The sequence below is a fragment of the Roseomonas elaeocarpi genome (assembly GCF_042433915.1).
Classification (GTDB): Bacteria; Pseudomonadota; Alphaproteobacteria; order Acetobacterales; family Acetobacteraceae; genus Roseomonas; species Roseomonas elaeocarpi.
The window spans coordinates 66195-81679 of sequence record NZ_JBHLUN010000007.1 but is presented as its reverse complement, the minus strand read 5'-3'; the positions used below and the strand labels follow the sequence as shown (position 1 = coordinate 81679).

The 15485-nt window shown below is 73.5% G+C and carries 14 protein-coding genes; 9 read left to right on the top strand and 5 right to left on the bottom strand.

Going from position 1 to position 15485, the window contains the following annotated elements:
- Nucleotides 1-39: 39 nt before the first annotated feature.
- Nucleotides 40-1032 (bottom strand): Bug family tripartite tricarboxylate transporter substrate binding protein, encoded by a 993-nt coding sequence (locus ACFFGY_RS10475; RefSeq protein ID WP_377044437.1) that lies wholly within the window; start codon nt 1030-1032, stop codon nt 40-42.
- A 239-nt stretch (nt 1033-1271) separates the two neighbouring features.
- Between ACFFGY_RS10475 and panS the strand changes: the two genes are divergently transcribed.
- Nucleotides 1272-2228 carry a ketopantoate/pantoate/pantothenate transporter PanS gene (panS, locus tag ACFFGY_RS10470; RefSeq protein ID WP_377044436.1) on the top strand — a complete coding sequence of 319 codons (957 nt, stop codon included), beginning with the start codon at nt 1272-1274 and terminating at the stop codon, nt 2226-2228.
- Between the two features lie 145 nt (nt 2229-2373).
- Here the strand turns inward: panS and ACFFGY_RS10465 are convergent, their stop codons facing one another.
- A complete protein-coding gene (locus ACFFGY_RS10465) occupies nt 2374-3009 on the bottom strand; it encodes a TetR/AcrR family transcriptional regulator (RefSeq protein ID WP_377044435.1) in 636 nt (211 codons plus the stop codon).
- A gap of 133 nt (nt 3010-3142) precedes the next feature.
- On the opposite strand from ACFFGY_RS10465, the gene ACFFGY_RS10460 reads away from it, so the two are divergent.
- The 4 genes from ACFFGY_RS10460 (at nt 3143) to ACFFGY_RS10445 (ending at nt 7252) form a co-directional block, all read left to right on the top strand.
- Nucleotides 3143-4414 (top strand): MFS transporter, encoded by a 1272-nt coding sequence (locus ACFFGY_RS10460; RefSeq protein WP_377044434.1) that lies wholly within the window; start codon nt 3143-3145, stop codon nt 4412-4414.
- Between the two features lie 13 nt (nt 4415-4427).
- A complete protein-coding gene (fahA, locus tag ACFFGY_RS10455) occupies nt 4428-5765 on the top strand; it encodes a fumarylacetoacetase (RefSeq protein WP_377044433.1) in 1338 nt (445 codons plus the stop codon).
- Nucleotides 5762-6535 (top strand): cyclase family protein, encoded by a 774-nt coding sequence (locus ACFFGY_RS10450; protein WP_377044432.1) that lies wholly within the window; start codon nt 5762-5764, stop codon nt 6533-6535. Before fahA ends, ACFFGY_RS10450 begins: the two co-directional genes overlap by 4 nt.
- A gap of 240 nt (nt 6536-6775) precedes the next feature.
- On the top strand, nt 6776-7252 hold the full coding sequence (locus ACFFGY_RS10445; protein ID WP_377044431.1) for an MmcB family DNA repair protein: 477 nt from the start codon (nt 6776-6778) through the stop codon (nt 7250-7252).
- A 154-nt stretch (nt 7253-7406) separates the two neighbouring features.
- Here ACFFGY_RS10445 and ACFFGY_RS10440 read toward each other — a convergent pair whose 3' ends face one another.
- The 3 genes from ACFFGY_RS10440 to rfaE1 all read right to left on the bottom strand — a co-directional run bounded on the left by ACFFGY_RS10440 (nt 7407) and on the right by rfaE1 (nt 11366).
- Nucleotides 7407-8342, bottom strand: a complete 936-nt coding sequence (locus tag ACFFGY_RS10440; RefSeq protein ID WP_377044430.1) for a WcbI family polysaccharide biosynthesis putative acetyltransferase — start codon at nt 8340-8342, stop codon at nt 7407-7409.
- Entirely contained in the window at nt 8339-9700 is a 1362-nt protein-coding gene (gene dgt / locus ACFFGY_RS10435; RefSeq protein WP_377044429.1) for a dGTP triphosphohydrolase, read from the bottom strand. Before dgt ends, ACFFGY_RS10440 begins: the two co-directional genes overlap by 4 nt.
- Nucleotides 9701-9890: 190 nt before the next feature.
- Nucleotides 9891-11366: a D-glycero-beta-D-manno-heptose-7-phosphate kinase gene (gene rfaE1 / locus ACFFGY_RS10430; RefSeq protein WP_377044428.1), complete on the bottom strand. Its 1476-nt coding sequence runs from the start codon at nt 11364-11366 to the stop codon at nt 9891-9893.
- A gap of 312 nt (nt 11367-11678) precedes the next feature.
- On the opposite strand from rfaE1, the gene ACFFGY_RS10425 reads away from it, so the two are divergent.
- The 4 genes from ACFFGY_RS10425 (at nt 11679) to ACFFGY_RS10410 (ending at nt 15484) form a co-directional block, all read left to right on the top strand.
- The gene (locus ACFFGY_RS10425; protein WP_377044427.1) at nt 11679-12641 is read left to right on the top strand and encodes a hypothetical protein; all 963 of its coding nucleotides are present in this window, start codon (nt 11679-11681) and stop codon (nt 12639-12641) included.
- Nucleotides 12638-13774 (top strand): hypothetical protein, encoded by a 1137-nt coding sequence (locus tag ACFFGY_RS10420; RefSeq protein ID WP_377044426.1) that lies wholly within the window; start codon nt 12638-12640, stop codon nt 13772-13774. Before ACFFGY_RS10425 ends, ACFFGY_RS10420 begins: the two co-directional genes overlap by 4 nt.
- An 82-nt stretch (nt 13775-13856) precedes the next feature.
- The gene (locus ACFFGY_RS10415) at nt 13857-14663 is read left to right on the top strand and encodes an ABC transporter ATP-binding protein (RefSeq protein ID WP_377044425.1); all 807 of its coding nucleotides are present in this window, start codon (nt 13857-13859) and stop codon (nt 14661-14663) included.
- The gene (locus ACFFGY_RS10410; RefSeq protein WP_377044424.1) at nt 14663-15484 is read left to right on the top strand and encodes an ABC transporter permease; all 822 of its coding nucleotides are present in this window, start codon (nt 14663-14665) and stop codon (nt 15482-15484) included. The genes ACFFGY_RS10415 and ACFFGY_RS10410 overlap by 1 nt, the downstream gene beginning before the upstream one ends.
- Nucleotide 15485 lies beyond the last annotated feature (1 nt).

Here is a 15485-nt window from a genome sequence, read left to right as displayed (position 1 = left end):
TTGAATCACCCGTGAGCCGATCCGTCCCGGTCTGCCTGATCACTCCTCGATGCGGATGCCGGTCAGCTGCACCATGCGCTGCCAGCGCGCCACTTCCTCCTGCTGGAAGGCGGCGAACTCCGCCGGGCCGGCAGGCGACAGCGTGAAGCCCGCGGCCTCGAGCCGCGTCTGCACCGCGGGATCGTCCAGCGCGCCGAGCAGGGCGCGCGACAGCGGCTCCACCACGGCCTCGGGCGTATTGGCCGGGGCGAAAAGACCGAACCAGGCATCCACGAAGGGCTCGCCCTGCCCTTGCTCGGCGGCGGTGGGAAGCGCCGGGAAGTCCGGCAGGCGCGCCGGCGCGCCGATCGCCAGCGCCCGCAGCCGCCCTTCGCGCACCAGCGGCGCCACGGAAGGGAAGGTCGCGGTGTAGAAATCCACCACGCCGGTCATGGTGTCGGTGGCCGCCGGCGCCGCGCCGCGATACGGGATGTGGGTCGCGTGCATCCTGTTGCGTCGCACCAGCGCCTCGCTGATGACGTGCGAGGCCGAGCCCGCCTGCGACGAGGCGTAGCTGAGATCCTCTTTCCGGCCGCGCTCGATCAGCGCCGCCAGCGTGGCGGATGGCCCGTCGGCCGGCACCACCAGCGCGTGATGCACGGTGCCCAGTCGCGCCACCGGCGTGAAGGAGCGCACCACGTCGTAGCGCAGCCCCGGCATCATCCACTGGTTCGAGGCATGGGTCTGGTTGTGACCCAGCACCAGCGTGTTGCCGTCGGGCGCCGCGCGCGCCACCGCTTCCGAGCCGATCGCGCCGCCGGCGCCGGGCCGGTTCTCCACCACCACGACGCGGTTGAGCGCGGGCCCGGCGCGCTCACCCACCACGCGGGCCAGGATGTCAGTGGGGCCGCCCGGCGGGGCCGGCACCACAAGGTGCAGCGGGGGCAGGCTTTCCGCGCGGGATGGCCGCGGCAGGATGGCGAGCGCCGGCGCGGCCAGGATCAGAGCGCGGCGCGGCAGGGTGAGCGGGCGGGAAGCGGGGCGGATCGACACGGGGGCGTTTCCTTGTTCGTCCTTGTTTCGGCGCAGGTCGCCCGGACGGGCGGCGCGGTCAAGCGGGGCGTGTTCCGGGCCGAACCCATCGCGCGCCGGAGCCGGCCCGCGGGTGGGGCCGGGCGGCACCTCCGGCACGGCGCAGCGGCGGGGCTGGGGCGCGGAGAGCGGGGTTCTTGCCGGAACGAACCACGATTAAGAAGGACACGCAACGAAGCTTCAGGAACCGTCCAGCCGCCATGTCATTCGTTACCCGCCTCTTCCCGCTATGGGCACTTCTGGTCGCCCTGGCCGCCTATTTCTCGCCCGCGAGCTTCACGCCCGTCGGGCCCTGGGTGACGCTGCTGCTGTCGCTGATCATGTTCACCATGGGCATGACCCTGCGGCTGGAGGATTTCCGCCGCGTGCTGCTGCGCCCCGCCCCGGTGCTGGCAGGGCTGGTGCTGCACTACCTGATCATGCCGCTGGCGGCCTGGGTGATCGCGCGGGCGCTGAACATGCCGCCCGACCTCGCGGCCGGCATGATCCTGGTGGGCAGCGTGGCGAGCGGCACCTCCTCAACGGTGATGGTGTTCCTGTCGCGCGGCGACGTGGCGCTGTCGGTGACGATCAGCGCGCTGTCCACGGTGGTGGGCGTGGTGGCGACGCCGCTGCTGACGCGGCTCTACGTGTCGGCCGACATCGCGGTGGACACGCTGGGCCTGCTGGAAAGCATCCTGCAGATCGTGGCGCTGCCGATCGCGGTGGGGCTGGTGGTCAGCCACTTGGTGCCGCGCCTGGTCGAGGCGGTGAAGCCGGTGCTGCCGATCGTCTCGGTGGTGGCGATCCTGCTGATCATCGGCGCGGTGGTGGGCGGCACGCAGGCCAGCATCGCGGCCGTGGGGCCGCTGGTGATGCTGGGCGTGGTGCTGCACAACGGCGTCGGGCTGCTCGGCGGCTACTGGGGCGGCAGGCTGCTGGGCTTCGACGAGAGCATCTGCCGCACCCTGGCGCTGGAGGTGGGGATGCAGAATTCCGGCCTCGCGGCGGCGCTGGGCAAGCTCTACTTCTCGCCCCTGGCGGCACTGCCGGGCGCGCTGTTCTCGGTGTGGCACAACCTGTCGGGCTCGCTGCTGGCCGGGTTCTGGGCGGCGCGTCCCACCGGCACAGCGGCGGATGCACGGCCGGTGGAGCGCGCGGCCTACACGGGTCACTGAACGGCCCGGGCGGTTCCACCCAGGCCGGCCCGCGGGAGCAGCGGCATTCCCTCGCGGGCCGGCCCGGCGCCATCGGGTCGCAACCGCCCCGCCCGTCCCGTGCGCGACCTTGCCGAGGCGGATGCCGCAACTTCGCCCCGCAGCGTCAGCCGCTGGCCAGAAACCCCGCCACGATGAAGCGGATCAGCCGCTCCGCCTGTTGCGGGTCGCCGGCGCGGACGGCGCCGGCGGACAGGCGCTCCACCCGGTTGTCGGCGATAAAGGTCAGCAGCGCGCCGAGCGACCACTCGTAGGCCAGCACCAGCGACGCCGCGTCCCGCCCGGGCAGGGCCTCGCGCATCGCCGCCAGGAAGCAGTGGGCGAGCGGGTCGTAATACTGCTCGACGATGCGGCGGTTCACCGCGTCCGCCTCCCAGATGGAGCGCGCCACCAGCACGGAAAAGGAGTTCGCCGCTTCCGTGGCGCGCTCGCGCAGCACCGGCTCCGCCCAGGCGCGCACGATGCGTTCGACCCGCGCCGGGCCCGCCGGGCCACCGACGGCGCGGATGCCCTCCACGCGCTCGCTGATCAGGTGCCGGTGCGCCTCGAAGATGAAGCCGAACAGCTCCTCCTTGCGGCCGAAATAGTAGCGGACGAGGGCGATCGGCACCGAGGCCGCGCCCGCGATGTCGCGGATCGACACGGCCGCGTAGCCCCGTTCCGCGAACAGCAGCTCGGCCGCGCGCAGGATCTCCGCGCGTCGGTCGCGCCCTTCCTCGATCTTCTCAGCCCCCGCAGGCATCCACCCCGTCCGCGCCGTTTTCCCGCGCGCCGTTCATAGGAGCTCCCGCGAGGGCTTGCGATATTTGTACGGTCGTACAATCGTGGTCCTGGCCAGCCGGCCAGCGAAGCCGGCGGCCACGGGAACCAAGAGAATGAACAGGACTGTTCCGGCGGAGGGCGGCAAACCCGCCGAGTTCCGCCACGGCTGGCCGGCGCTGCTGGCCGCCACGGTGGGCTGCGCGATGGGGCTCAGCTCCCTGCCCTTCTACAGCCTGGGCAGCTTCATCGCGCCGCTGCAGGCGGAGTTCGGCTGGGGACGCGGCGACGTGGCCTCGTCGTTCCTTTACACCACCGTGGTGCTGGCGCTGGTATCGCCGCTGCTGGGCGGGCTGATCGACCGCGTCGGCGTGCGGCCGGTGGCGCTGGTGTCGATCCCGCTGCTGGCCGCGGTGTTGTTCGCGATCAGCCGCTTCGAAGGCTCGGTCACGGGCTTTCACCTGCTCTACGCGCTGGCGGGGCTGGTGGGCAGCGGGGCCACGCCGATCAACTACACCCGCGCCGTCAACGCCGCGTTCGATCGCGGGCGGGGACTGGCGCTGGGCATCTCGCTCGCCGGGATCGGCGTCGCGGCCTTCGCGCTGCCGCCGCTGCTGGCCTGGATCATCCAGGCACATGGCTGGCGCACGGCCTACCTGACCCTGGCGGTGCTGGCGCTGCTGCCCTGGCCCTTCGCGCTGCTGGGCCTGCGCGAAGGCGAGGCGGCCCGTTCCGCCGTGCTGCGCGACGGCGCTTCCGTGGCCTTCGCACTGCGCAGCGGCACCTTCTGGGTGATCGGGCTGGGCTTCGCCGCGATCGCCGTCGCCGTGTCGGCGCTGGTGGTGCACATCACGCCGCTGCTGCGCGACGCCGGGCTGGACGCGATGGCGGCGGCGCGCATCGCCTCGGTGATCGGCATCGGCGTGCTGGGCGGCCGCATCCTGGCCGGCTACGTCATCGACCGCTTCTTCGCCCCCTTCGTCGCGGCCGCGATGTTTCTGGCGACCGCGCTCGGCTGCCTCCTGCTGCTGCTCGGCGGTCCCGCGCTGGCGCCGGTCGCGGCCGTTCTCGTCGGGCTGTCGCTGGGGGCGGAGGTGGACCTGATCGCCTACCTCACCGCCCGCTACTTCGGCATGGCGCGCTACGGTTTCCTGTACGCCCTGATCTACGCGATGTTCGCGGTGGGGGCGGCGGTCGGCCCGGCCGCGGCCGGCACCCTGTTCGACCTGACCGGCAGCTACACCGTGCCGCTGTGGTGCGTCATCGCGCTGCTGGCGGTGAGCTCCCTGGCCATCGCTGCCCTGCCGCGCTTCGATGCCTTCACCCGTCGCTGGCAGGGCGCGGATACGGCCGCGGGCCTGCCCGCCGCCCAGCCCTCCGTGCTTTGAAAGGTTCCCGCCTATGACCGCCAAGCCCGACAGCACGCACGACGCCGCCCGGCGCAGCTGGGTGGCATCCGCCAACACCGGCGCGACCGACTTCCCGATTCAGAACCTGCCCTACGGCCTGTTTTCCGAGAGCACGGGTGGCGAACGCAGCATCGGCGTCGCCATCGGCGATCAGGTCCTGAACCTGCGCGGCGTGGCGGAAGCCGGGCTGCTGCCGGAAGGCTGCGCCGCGGCGGCGCGGGCCACGCTTCTCGATCCCCTGCTCGCCCTGCCGGGCACGGAACTCGCGGCCTTGCGGGAACGGCTCGTGGCCCTGCTGGACGCGGGTGCGGAGGAGCGGGAGCGGTTATCGCCGCTGCTGCGCGCGCAGAACGGCGTGACGATGCATCGCCCCACCTCGGTCGGCAACTATTCCGACTTCTACGCCGGCATTCACCACGCGCGCGCCGCCGGAGCCTTGCTCACGCCGGAGAACCCGCTGCCGGCGAACTACAAGTGGGTGCCGATCGGCTACCACGGGCGCGCCTCCTCGGTGCAGGTCAGCGGCGCGCCGGTGCGGCGACCGCTGGGTCAGCTGCCGCCGGCGGAGGTGGGCGGGGCGCCGGGCTACGGGCCGAGCGGCCGCCTCGACCTCGAGCTCGAGATGGGCGTCGTGCTGGGGCGCGGCAACGCGCGGGGTGAGCCGGTGCCGGTCGGCCAGGCCGCAGAGCACATCGCCGGCTTCTGCCTGCTCAACGACTGGTCGTCGCGCGACGTGCAGCGGTGGGAGATGTTTCCGCTCGGCCCCTTCCTGTCCAAGAGCTTCGCCACCACCGTCTCGCCATGGGTGGTGACGCCCGAGGCGCTGGCGCCGTTCCGCGTCGCGGCGATGGCGCGGCCGGAGGGCGACCCGGCGCCCCTGCCCTACCTGCTGGACGCGGCGGACCAGGCGGCCGGCGGGCTCGACGTACGGTTGTCGGTGCTGATCCGCACCGCGCGGATGCGGGCGGCGGGCGAGGAGCCGGTGGTGATCATCACCTCCAACGCGCGCCACCTGTACTGGACGCCGGCGCAGATGGTGACCCATCACGCGAGCAACGGCTGCGACCTTCAGCCCGGCGACCTGCTCGGCACCGGCACGATCTCGGGCCCCACCGAGGCGGAGCTGAGCAGCCTGCTGGAGCTGACGGTCGGTGGCACCCGCCCTGCCACGCTGCCGAACGGCGAGGTCCGGCGCTTCCTGGAGGATGGCGACGAGATCATCCTGCGCGGCCGCTGCGAGCGTCCGGGCTTCGCCGCGATCGGCTTCGGGGAATGCCGGGGGACGATCCTGCCGGCACCCGGCACCGCGGGGGAAGGAGCACGGGCATGAGGCGGCTGATCGACCTGTCCATCCCGATCGAGAACGACGTTCCGGCGGACCCGCCGTTCCAGCGCGTGGCGATCCAATACAGCCACCACGCCGAAACGGCCGAGGCGGTGGCCTCGCTGTTTCCCGGCCTGCGGGCCGAGGACCTGCCCGACCGCCAGGGCTGGGCGGTGGAGCAGCTGCGGATCTCGACGCACAACGGCACGCACGTCGATGCGCCCTGGCACTATCACGCCACCATGAACAACGGCGAACGCGCCATCACCATCGACGAGGTGCCGCTGGACTGGTGCCTGCAGCCCGGCGTGAAGCTCGACTTCCGCCACCTGCCGGATGGCCACGTCGTGACGCCCGCCGAGATCGACGCCGAGCTGGCGCGTATCGGCCACCGGTTGAGCCCGCTCGAGATCGTGGTGATCAACACCGCGGCCGGGGCACGCTACGGACAGGAGGACTACATCCATCGCGGCTGCGGCGTGGGGCGGGACGGCACGCTGCACTTGGTGCAACAGGGCATCCGCGTCGTCGGCACCGATGGCTGGAGCTGGGACGCGCCCTTCTCGCACACGCTGCGGCGCTACGCCGAGACGGGCGATGCCAGCCTGATCTGGGAAGGCCACAAGGCCGGGCGCGAGGCGGGCTACTGCCAGATCGAGAAGCTGCACGGGCTGGAACAGCTGCCGGCCACCGGCTTCCTGATTTCCTGCCTGCCGGTGAAGATCCGCGCTGCCTCGGGCGGCTGGACCAGGGCGGTGGCGATCCTGGAGGAGTGACGCCGTCCCGCGGCGGTCCCGGCCGCCGCGGGACGGGACCTTCGCGGGCCAGCCAGGACGCGCGGGAGGGTGCAGGGACGTGGGGCGGGTGGCCACGCGCGGGCCAGGTCATGCCCACCCGTGGAGGAAGGGCACCTCGCCCGCAGGTTCGCGTGAGGCCGGCGGGCTTCCCGCCCCGCATTCCGGCCACGAGGCGGTTCCGGCTTGACTCGACCGGCGCTTTGTCCCCGATTCGTTCCCATGCCCCTCGACCTTTCCATTCCGGACCGCACGGCCATGGTGTGCCGCGCGGCCATGCGCCACTGCGCGCGCCTCGGCTGGGCGCCGGTGGCGGAAGTGCCGATCCCCTGCGGCCGCCGCCTCGACATCCTGGCGCTGACGCCGGAGGGCCAGCTCAACGCCATCGAGGTGAAGAGCGGCCCGCGCGACTTCCTGTCCGACAACAAATGGCCCGAATACCTCGACTGGTGCGACCGGCTGTTCTTCGCGGTGGACTGCGACTTCCCGCACGAAACGCTGATCCCGGAGGATGTGGGCCTGTGGTGCACCGACGGCTACGAGACCGCGGTGCTGCGCGACGCCCCGCACCGGCCACTGGCGGGGGCGAGGCGGAAATCCCTGCTGCACCGCTTCGCGGTGATCGCGGCCGGGCGCCTGGCGACCCTGTGCGATCCCGCCGGGGCCAGCGAGATGCGCGCCGCGCTGCGTTGCGAGTAGCCTCGGCCGGGCGCGTGCGCCCCGGAGGCGTGGCGCTTTGCCCTGAACGGGGCCTGTCTTTCTGGAGCGACTCTTTCTGGAGCGAGCCCGGCTAGGGCGGTCCCGGTGGCCTTGGCCTCGGCGACGGGGCTTCCGGTCGCCGGGCGGCCCGGCATCAGCAGGCGTAGGCGCGCCAGCGCATGTAGCCCACGATGTAGTCGCGAAAGGTCCAGCTGGTTCCGGCCTGGGTCGTGCGCTCCCCTTCCCGGCCGTAGCGGAGGCGGAAGTGCCCGGCCACCAGCGGGTTGATGGGCGCTTCGAGCGCGGCATCGTCCTGCCGGTGCCGGGTCAGGAGGTCGATCCCGTTCTGGGCGGCCCGGGCGTCGAGGCCCAGCGCATCGGCCGAGGCCGCCAGCAGCCCGCGCAGCACCTCGCCCAACAGCGGGCCGCTGGGCTGCCGGCTATTGGCGAAGAGCCGCCGGTTCCGGAAGTTCGCCAGGATGAACGGGGCCACCGCGACGTCGCTGTGCCGGTCGCGCCATTCCAGCCGCGCCCGGTCGGCGGCCAGCCGCCGGTCGAGGCGGGGAAGCTCGGGCGTGAAGCGCTCGAGGTAAAGGTCGTAGAGCGCGTCGTCGGGCAGCGCGGCGGCGCCCGGCGCGGCCGCCACGGCCTGCGCGATGCGGTCGGTGAAGGGGTAGCGGATCCCCCCGGCGTACTGCGCGGCATCGCCCGCCCGGTTCAGCCGCGGGTCCTGCCCCTCGAAGGGCCAGAGCGACGGGAAGCCAAGGGTGGGGAAGCGGACCACCGGGGTTCCCATCGGCAGCGAGGCCCGCAGCCTGTCGCGCGCGGCCGTGGCCGCCGCGCCCACCGAAGCGTCGAGCGCCTGTTCCCACAACAGCACTGGCGCCCCGCCGGTGGCCAGCGCCGCATCGGGCTGCTCCGGCGCGGCGTGGTCGAGGTGGAGCACGTCGAACTGCCCCGCCGGGGCGGGCAGGTCCCGCATCAGCGCGGCCATGCGTCGCGCCTGGGCGCCCCCGAAGACGAGGAGGCGCGGCGCAGCACCCGCCGCGCCGCGCCGCTGGAGACCGGGGCGAACGGTGCCGGCGCTCAAACCCGGGTGTCCAGGCCGCGCAGCTTGGCGGCCAGCCAGGAGGCGTAGGTGTCGGTCATGCCCGCCACGAAATCCACGGCGCAGCGCATGACCTCGCTGCTGCTCATCCCCGCGCGGGGCCGGTAGTCGAGCAGCAGCGACAGCGCCTGGCGCTGGCGGAAGGTCAGCCGCGCCTCGTCGCCATTGGCCTGCGCGAAGGCGAGGCAGGCGGGCAGGAACACGCTCAGCGCCTTGCCCAGAACGTCGTGGGCACCGATCTCGAACTCGACCTTGCGGGCGTTGAAGAACACCACCTCCTCGGTGCGCTCGGCGGCCACCGTCAGCGCGTCGTGCAGCGCCGGCGCGGTGGCGGCCAGCAGCCCGGTCAGGCTTTCGCGCGGCTTGAGGCTGCCGGCGAGGATGCTGTCGTGATGCACCAGGAAGGCCTCGGTCACCGCGCGCTGGAGGCGGCGGGTGGCCAGCGTGCGCAGCAGCGTGACGCGGCCGATCTCGTCGGCCTCGCGGTCGAGGCTCACGGCCGACACCTCGGCCAGCGGGGCGATCAGCGCGGCGTAGTCCGCGTAGCGCAGGATGCCCAGTTCCAGCGCGTCCTCGAGGTCGGCCAGGGTGTAGACGATGTCGTCCGCGGCTTCCATCAGCCACACCGCCGGGTGGCGCGGCAGCGGCCCGTCCAGCGCGCAGGCCTCGCGCACCTCGGCCAGCACCGCGCGCTCGGTGGCGAAGACGTTGAACTTCACGCCCGGCACGCCGCCCCGCGCCGCGCGCGGATCGGTGCCTTCCCAGGGGTATTTCAGCGTGGCGCCGAGGCTCGCCACCGTCAGCCGCAGGCCCCCCGTGCCGCGGTGCCCGTCGGAATGGGTGAGGATGCGGAAGCCCTGGGCATTGCCGTCGAAGTGGCGCAGGTCGGCGTCGAGCTCGAGGCCGCTGTTCTCGCCCACCTCGTTCATCCAACGCGTCATGTTGGCAGCGATCACCTCCTCGCCGGCATGGCCGAAGGGCGGGTTGCCGATGTCGTGCGCCAGGCACACGGCGTGGGTGAGGTAGCCCAGGTCGTCCGGCCGCCGCCCCGCCTCGGCCAGCTCCTCCGCCAGGTGCGTGCCCACGGCGTAGCCGAGGGATCGCCCCACCGCCGCGACCTCCAGCGTATGGACCAGCCGGTTGCGGACATGGGCGTTGAAGGGCAGCGGGTGCGCCTGGGTCTTCTGCTGCAGCCGGCGGAAGGGGCGCGAGAAGACGATGCGGTCGCCGTCGGTCTGGAACGGGTTCTGGTCCGGCTCGTCCTCGCCGGGGAAGAGTTCCGCCTGCGCGGCGGTGCCGGGGCCGAGGCGTCGGGCGTCGAGCAGGCTGGACCAGTGCATGGGGGCGGCTCAGGTTCCTCGGGCATCCGGAAGCGGGCCGGTCGGGTGTGCGACGCGGGTGCTTCCGGCGGGTCGCACCCTGCTCTAGCGGGAAGTGCCGCGTCGCACAAAGACGGCAACAGGAGATCGGGCCATCGGGCGGCGGGCCACCGGGCAGGCTACCACCCGGTCGGCCACCGGGCGGCCGGGTTCAGCCGCGGATGCGCGCCACCGTGGCGGTGGTGGAGTTGCCCGGCAGCAGCTGGGCCAGCTTCACCTCGCCGCCCCATTCCATCACCAGCTCCCCGCCCACCACCTGCTCGATGGTGTAGTCGGCGCCCTTCACCAGCACGTCGGGGCGCAGCAGGCGGATCAGCTCGGTGGGGGTGTCCTCCTCGAACACCGAAACGAGGTCCACCGGCGCCAGCGAGGCCAGCACCGCGGCGCGCGCAGCCTCGCCCTGGATCGGGCGGGTGGGACCCTTCAGCCGCGACACCGAGGCGTCGGAATTCACGCCCACGATCAGCCGGTCGCACCAAGACCGCGCCTGTTCCAGCAGGTGGACGTGGCCAGGATGCAGCAGGTCGAAGCAACCGTTGGTGAAGCCGACGCGGTAGCCGCGCTGGCGCCAGCGCTCCGCCTGCTCGGCGGCGGCGGCGCGCGACATGACCTTGCGCAGCGTGCCGCGCTCGGGCGTCAACGCCTCCAGGATGTCGTCCTCGCGCGCCACGGCGGTGCCGACCTTGCCCACCACGATGCCGGCCGCGATGTTGGCCAGCTGCGCGCCCACCGCGACGGGCAGGCCGGCCGCGATGGCGGCGGCCACCACCGCCACCACCGTGTCACCGGCGCCCGACACGTCGTAGACCTCGGGTGCCGCGGCGGGGAAGTGATGGACCCTGCCATCCTCCACCAGGGTCATGCCATCCTCGGCACGCGTCACCAGCACGGCGCCGAAGCCGTGCTGCGCCCGCAGCGCCTGGGCGGCATCCACCAGCGCGCCCTCGCTCTCGATGGATCGGCCGGTGGCCAGGCGCAGCTCATTGCGGTTGGGCGTCACGAGGTCGGCGCCGGCGTAGATGCTGTAATCCGTACCCTTGGGGTCCACCACCACCTTGCGGCCGGCGGCCTTGGCGGCGGCGATCAGGCGCTGCGGCACGTCGCCCGACAGCACGCCCTTGAGGTAGTCCGACAGCACCATCACCCGGGTCGCCGCGATGGTGTCCTGGGCGATGCGCACCAGCCGGTCGGCGAGGCGGCTGTGGATCGCCGCCGGGTTCTCGTGGTCGGCGCGCAGGAGCTGCTGCCCCTGCGCCACGAAGCGGGTCTTGGTGGTGGTGGCGCGGCCGCCCTGCACCAGCAGCCAGGGCTCCACGCCCGTCTGGCCGCCGATCAGCGCCGTCAGGTCGGAGCCCGCCTGGTCGTCGCCCACCACCGACAGGAAGGCGACCGGGGTTCCCAGGGCGGTGAGGTTGCGCACCACGTTGCCGGCACCGCCGGGCATGGCGACCTCACGCTCCACCGCCAGCACGGGGATCGGCGCTTCGGGCGAAACGCGGGCGACGGTTCCATACACGAACCGGTCGAGCATGGCGTCGCCCACCACCAGCACGGAGGCGCGCTTCAGACTGCGCACGGCCTCCGCGAGGTCGTGAGGAACCGGGGTTTCCGGCGAGGGGCCGTTCATCACCCCACGGGTTAGCCCAGGGTCGCGGGGGCGCACAAGGCTGCGTCGTTCGCAACCCGGGCGGGTGGCGCCCAGGCGGGCGGCGTGCCCGTAAGGAATGTCTTAAGCGGAACCGTGACAGTTCGTGCTTCGCCGATGCGTCCGAACCCCGCCCCCCGCACGTCGCCCGCCGAGCAGAATGCCGCGGGGAGTTCCGCCCCGGGCGCCGCCACGGGCCGCCCCAGCCCCTCCGCGTTGAGTGCAGCACCGGGCCGGCAGCCGCTGCCCGGCGCCGCGCCGCCCACTGGCGGATGGCCCGCCGGAGGATGGCTGGTGCTCCGACCCGGAAGCGCGGGGTCCCGGCGGCGGGTGGCGCGGCACCTCCTGGGTGTCCTGGCACGCGACTCGGGCGGGCTGCTGCTGGAGGTCCCGCCGGCCGGGCCGCTCCTGCTGGCCGCGCCGGAAGCGGTGCTGGAAGGGGCGCTGACGGCGCTGCTGCCGCTGTTCGGGCGCCCGGCGCTGGGCTGGGCCGAACAGCCGCCGCCCGGCGCCGTCGCGGCCGGAACCGTGCCGCCCACCGCCGCAGACTCGCCGGCAGCCAGCCCCCTGGAACTCTTTCGCGAGCCGATCATGGGCTTGGTGCCCGGAGGCCTGCCGCGCCTGGCTGGGCTGCGAATGGGGCACCGGGGCCCCACCGACGCGCCGCCCGCGCTGCACGCCGCCGAGGCCGCCGCGCTGACGCTGGCCGCAACACTGGAGGACGAGGAAGGCCGCGCGGCGCTGCTGGGCGGGGCGCCGGGGGTGCCGCTGCACCTCGACGCGCCGGGCAAGGCCGCCGCGGCCCTGAGCGCCCTCCCCCTGCCGGTGCTGCCGGTGCTGCCACCCGACACGGTTCTCGGGGTGCTGCCTCCCGGTCCCTTCGCGCTGGGCGGGCTCGAGGCCGCAACCCTGGAACTCTGCGCCCTGCGCGACCTGCCGGGCGCCGCGCTGCACCTCTGCTGGAGCCCGGCCCTGGCGGCGCTGGCACCGCGCCTCGCCGCCACGCTCGACCCGGGCCGGCTGGTGCTGGACGGCGTGGACGGTGAGGCCGCGCTGGCCTGGGGCCTCGCCCAGGGGATCGGCCGTTTCAGCGGCGCCCACCCGTCGCGACTGCTGGCGGCGACGCGGCGACGCAACTGTTCGCACCGGGCGGGGTGCAGCGCCGCCCAGTGCCTCGCCCGGGCCGAGGGCACCACCGCCACCGCGCGTGCCGGCTGTCACGACCCGGCGCGGCTGCTCCATGAGGTGGCGGCATGAGCCTCGCGCTGCTGGCCGAGCCGCCCGCCGGCAACGCGGCCGAGCTGGCGGCCCTGCTGCGCGACTGTTCCGCTGACGACCGCCCGCGCGAAGTCGCCTGGCTGCGCTTCTCGGCGCTGCCCAGCGGCATGGACCGGCCGCACCACCACCGTCTCCTGCGCGAAGCGGTGCGCCCGCCCAACAGCGCCCAGGGTCGCAGCTTCCACCTGCCCAACGGTGATTTCGCGGTGGTGGCGCTGACCCCGCGCGTCGCGGGCACCGGCATCATCGCCGCGACGCGCGAAGCGCTGGCCGGCGCGCTGGAGGCCGAAGTGCTCGGCCGCGTGTTCCGCCCGATGCGCCTGCCCGAGGAAGGGGCGGCGGTGCTGGCGGCGCTGGAAGAAAGCCTGGGCCTGGTGCCCGACGCGCCCATGCCCTCGCTCGGGCGGCTCGACGCCGCGGGGCTGCGGGCGGCGGAGCGGGCGCTGGCGCAGGCCGATGTCTGGCCGCTGCACGCCCGACAGACGATCTGCCGGCTACCCGCCGAGGATGCGCGCTTCGAGCCGGTGCGCGAGGACGTTCGCCCGATGCCCGAGGCGGTGCGCGAACAGCTCCTGGACGGCTGCGAACCGGGCAGCTTGGCCGGGCCGTTGGCCGAGGCGCTGAGCAGCCGCCTCCTGCGCTCGCTGCTGTCGCGCCGGGGCTGGCTGGGGGAACCCGCGCCGCTGCACCTGCCGCTGCCGCTCTCGGCGCTGGCGGGCGAAAGCTTCCTGCGCCTCGACCGGGAACTGCCGCGCTCGCTGCGCCCCCTGCTGACGCTGGGCATCGGCGCTGCGGAGGTGCTGCGCGACGCCGCCGGCTTCCGCTTCGCCCGGGACTTCGTGCGCAGCCGCGGCTACCGCCTGGTGCTGGAGGTGGGTGAGCCCGAGGCGCTGCGCTACCTCCCGCCCCGCGCGCTGGCGGTGGACGGGCTGCGGATCGGCTTCTCCCCCGCCCTGCCGGCGGCGGCGCAATCCTTGCGCGAGGGCTTGCGCCGCGACTGGCCGGAGGTGGTTCTCGCCGGCTGCGACACCGCCGCCGCGATCGCCTGGGGGTGGGAGGCGGGGCTGCGGCTGTTCCAGGGCCGCGCGATCCAGCGCCGTCGCGGCGACTGACCCAAGCACGCGTCCTGCGCGCCGAAACGTCATGTGCGCGGGGGTGCCGCCCGCCCGCCGGAGCCCTTAAGGATCGGCGGTGATGCAAGACGCGATCCTGGTCCAGGACCTGAGCAAGCGCTACGACGCCCACGAGGCGGTGAAAGGCTTGAGCTTCGCGATGCCGCGCGGCGCCACCTGGGGGCTGCTGGGCGGCAACGGCGCCGGCAAGAGCACCACGATCTCCATGCTGCTGGGCCTGCTGGTGCCGAGCGCGGGGCAGATCCAGGTGCTGGGCCACGACATGGCGCGCGACCGCTTCCGGGCGCTGGCGCGGATGAACTTTTCCTCGCCCTACGTCGCCCTGCCCTCGCGGCTGAGCGTGCGCGAGAACCTGCGCGTCTATGCCCACCTCTACGACGTACCCAAGGCCGAGCGGCGGATCGAGGAGCTGGCGGCCTCGCTGTCGCTGGGGGAGTTCATCGACCGCCCGGCGGGGCAGCTTTCGGCCGGGCAGAAGACCCGCGCGGCGCTGGCCAAGTCGCTGGTGAACCGGCCCGAGGTGCTCCTGCTCGATGAGCCCACCGCCAGCCTCGACCCCGACACGGCGGACTGGATCCGCACCCGGCTGGAGAATTACCGGGCCGAGAGCGGCTGCGCGATCCTGCTCGCCTCGCACAACATGGCCGAGGTGGAGCGCATGTGCTCGCACGTTCTGATGCTGCGCCGCGGGCAGCTGGTGGACGAGGGATCGCCCGAGGCGCTGGTGCGCCGCTACGGCCGCGACGACCTGGAACAGGTCTTCCTCGACATCGCCCGCGACACGGGGACGGCGGCCGGCGCGGCGCCGGGCGGCGGGGAGCGCCGGGCCACCGACCCCACCGTAGCCGACCTGCGGGAAGAAGCGTGATGCGCCCGGCGCTGCGCCGCGTCTGGGGCCTCGTGTACCGGCACCTGGCGCTCTACCGCCGCTCCTGGCCGCGGGTGATCGAGCTGATGTACTTCCCCGTGTTGCAGATCCTGCTCTGGGGCTTCACCAGCCGCTGGATCACCAGCCAGGCGGCGCTGAACCAGCCCGGCGCCGCCGGAAGCGCTGCCGTGGCGGCGGGCGCGCTGCTGGGCGGCGTGCTGCTGTGGGAGGTGGCGCTGCGCTCCCAGATGGGCATGTCGCTCTCCTTCCTGGAGGAGATCTGGTCGCGCAACCTCGGCCATATCTTCGTTTCGCCCCTCAGGCCGCGCGAGATGCTGGGCGGCTTCATGGTGCTGTCGCTGCTGCGCACCGTGGTGGCGGTGCTGCCGGCGGCGGGGCTGGCCTGGCTGCTCTACGGCTTCGGCGTCTTCGCGATGGGGCCGGTGATCGTGTTGTTCTTCGCGGCGCTGCTGCTGATGGGCTGGGCGGTGTCGCTGGGCGTGATCGCGATGATCCTGCGCCACGGCGCGGGGGCCGAGGCACTGGCCTGGTCGCTGCTGTTCGGCCTCGCCCCCTTCGCGGCGGTGTTCTACCCGGTGGCCTCGCTGCCCGTCTGGGTGCAGCCCTTGTCCTGGGCGCTGCCGGCCGCGCACGTCTTCGAGGGAATGCGCGCCGCGCTGCTGGACGGGCGCATCGCCTGGAACCATCTCGGCGCCGCCTTTGCGCTGGACGCGCTCTGGATGGCGGCGATGAGCTGGGTGTTCCTCCGCCAGTTCCGCCGGGCGCGCGAAACCGGCGCACTGGGCAGCATCGGCGAGTAGC

What these genes read in the sequence shown, in the direction of transcription:
- ACFFGY_RS10465 (WP_377044435.1), bottom strand. Translation starts at nt 3,009, where the DNA reads ATGCCTGCGGGGGCTGAGAAGATCGAGGAAGGGCGCGACCGACGCGCG.
- ACFFGY_RS10445 (WP_377044431.1), top strand. Translation starts at nt 6,776, where the DNA reads ATGCCCCTCGACCTTTCCATTCCGGACCGCACGGCCATGGTGTGCCGC.
- ACFFGY_RS10410 (WP_377044424.1), top strand. Translation starts at nt 14,663, where the DNA reads ATGCGCCCGGCGCTGCGCCGCGTCTGGGGCCTCGTGTACCGGCACCTG.
- ACFFGY_RS10420 (WP_377044426.1), top strand. Translation starts at nt 12,638, where the DNA reads ATGAGCCTCGCGCTGCTGGCCGAGCCGCCCGCCGGCAACGCGGCCGAG.
- ACFFGY_RS10415 (WP_377044425.1), top strand. Translation starts at nt 13,857, where the DNA reads ATGCAAGACGCGATCCTGGTCCAGGACCTGAGCAAGCGCTACGACGCC.
- ACFFGY_RS10450 (WP_377044432.1), top strand. Translation starts at nt 5,762, where the DNA reads ATGAGGCGGCTGATCGACCTGTCCATCCCGATCGAGAACGACGTTCCG.
- ACFFGY_RS10460 (WP_377044434.1), top strand. Translation starts at nt 3,143, where the DNA reads ATGAACAGGACTGTTCCGGCGGAGGGCGGCAAACCCGCCGAGTTCCGC.
- rfaE1 (WP_377044428.1), bottom strand. Translation starts at nt 11,366, where the DNA reads ATGAACGGCCCCTCGCCGGAAACCCCGGTTCCTCACGACCTCGCGGAG.
- panS (WP_377044436.1), top strand. Translation starts at nt 1,272, where the DNA reads ATGTCATTCGTTACCCGCCTCTTCCCGCTATGGGCACTTCTGGTCGCC.
- fahA (WP_377044433.1), top strand. Translation starts at nt 4,428, where the DNA reads ATGACCGCCAAGCCCGACAGCACGCACGACGCCGCCCGGCGCAGCTGG.
- dgt (WP_377044429.1), bottom strand. Translation starts at nt 9,700, where the DNA reads ATGCACTGGTCCAGCCTGCTCGACGCCCGACGCCTCGGCCCCGGCACC.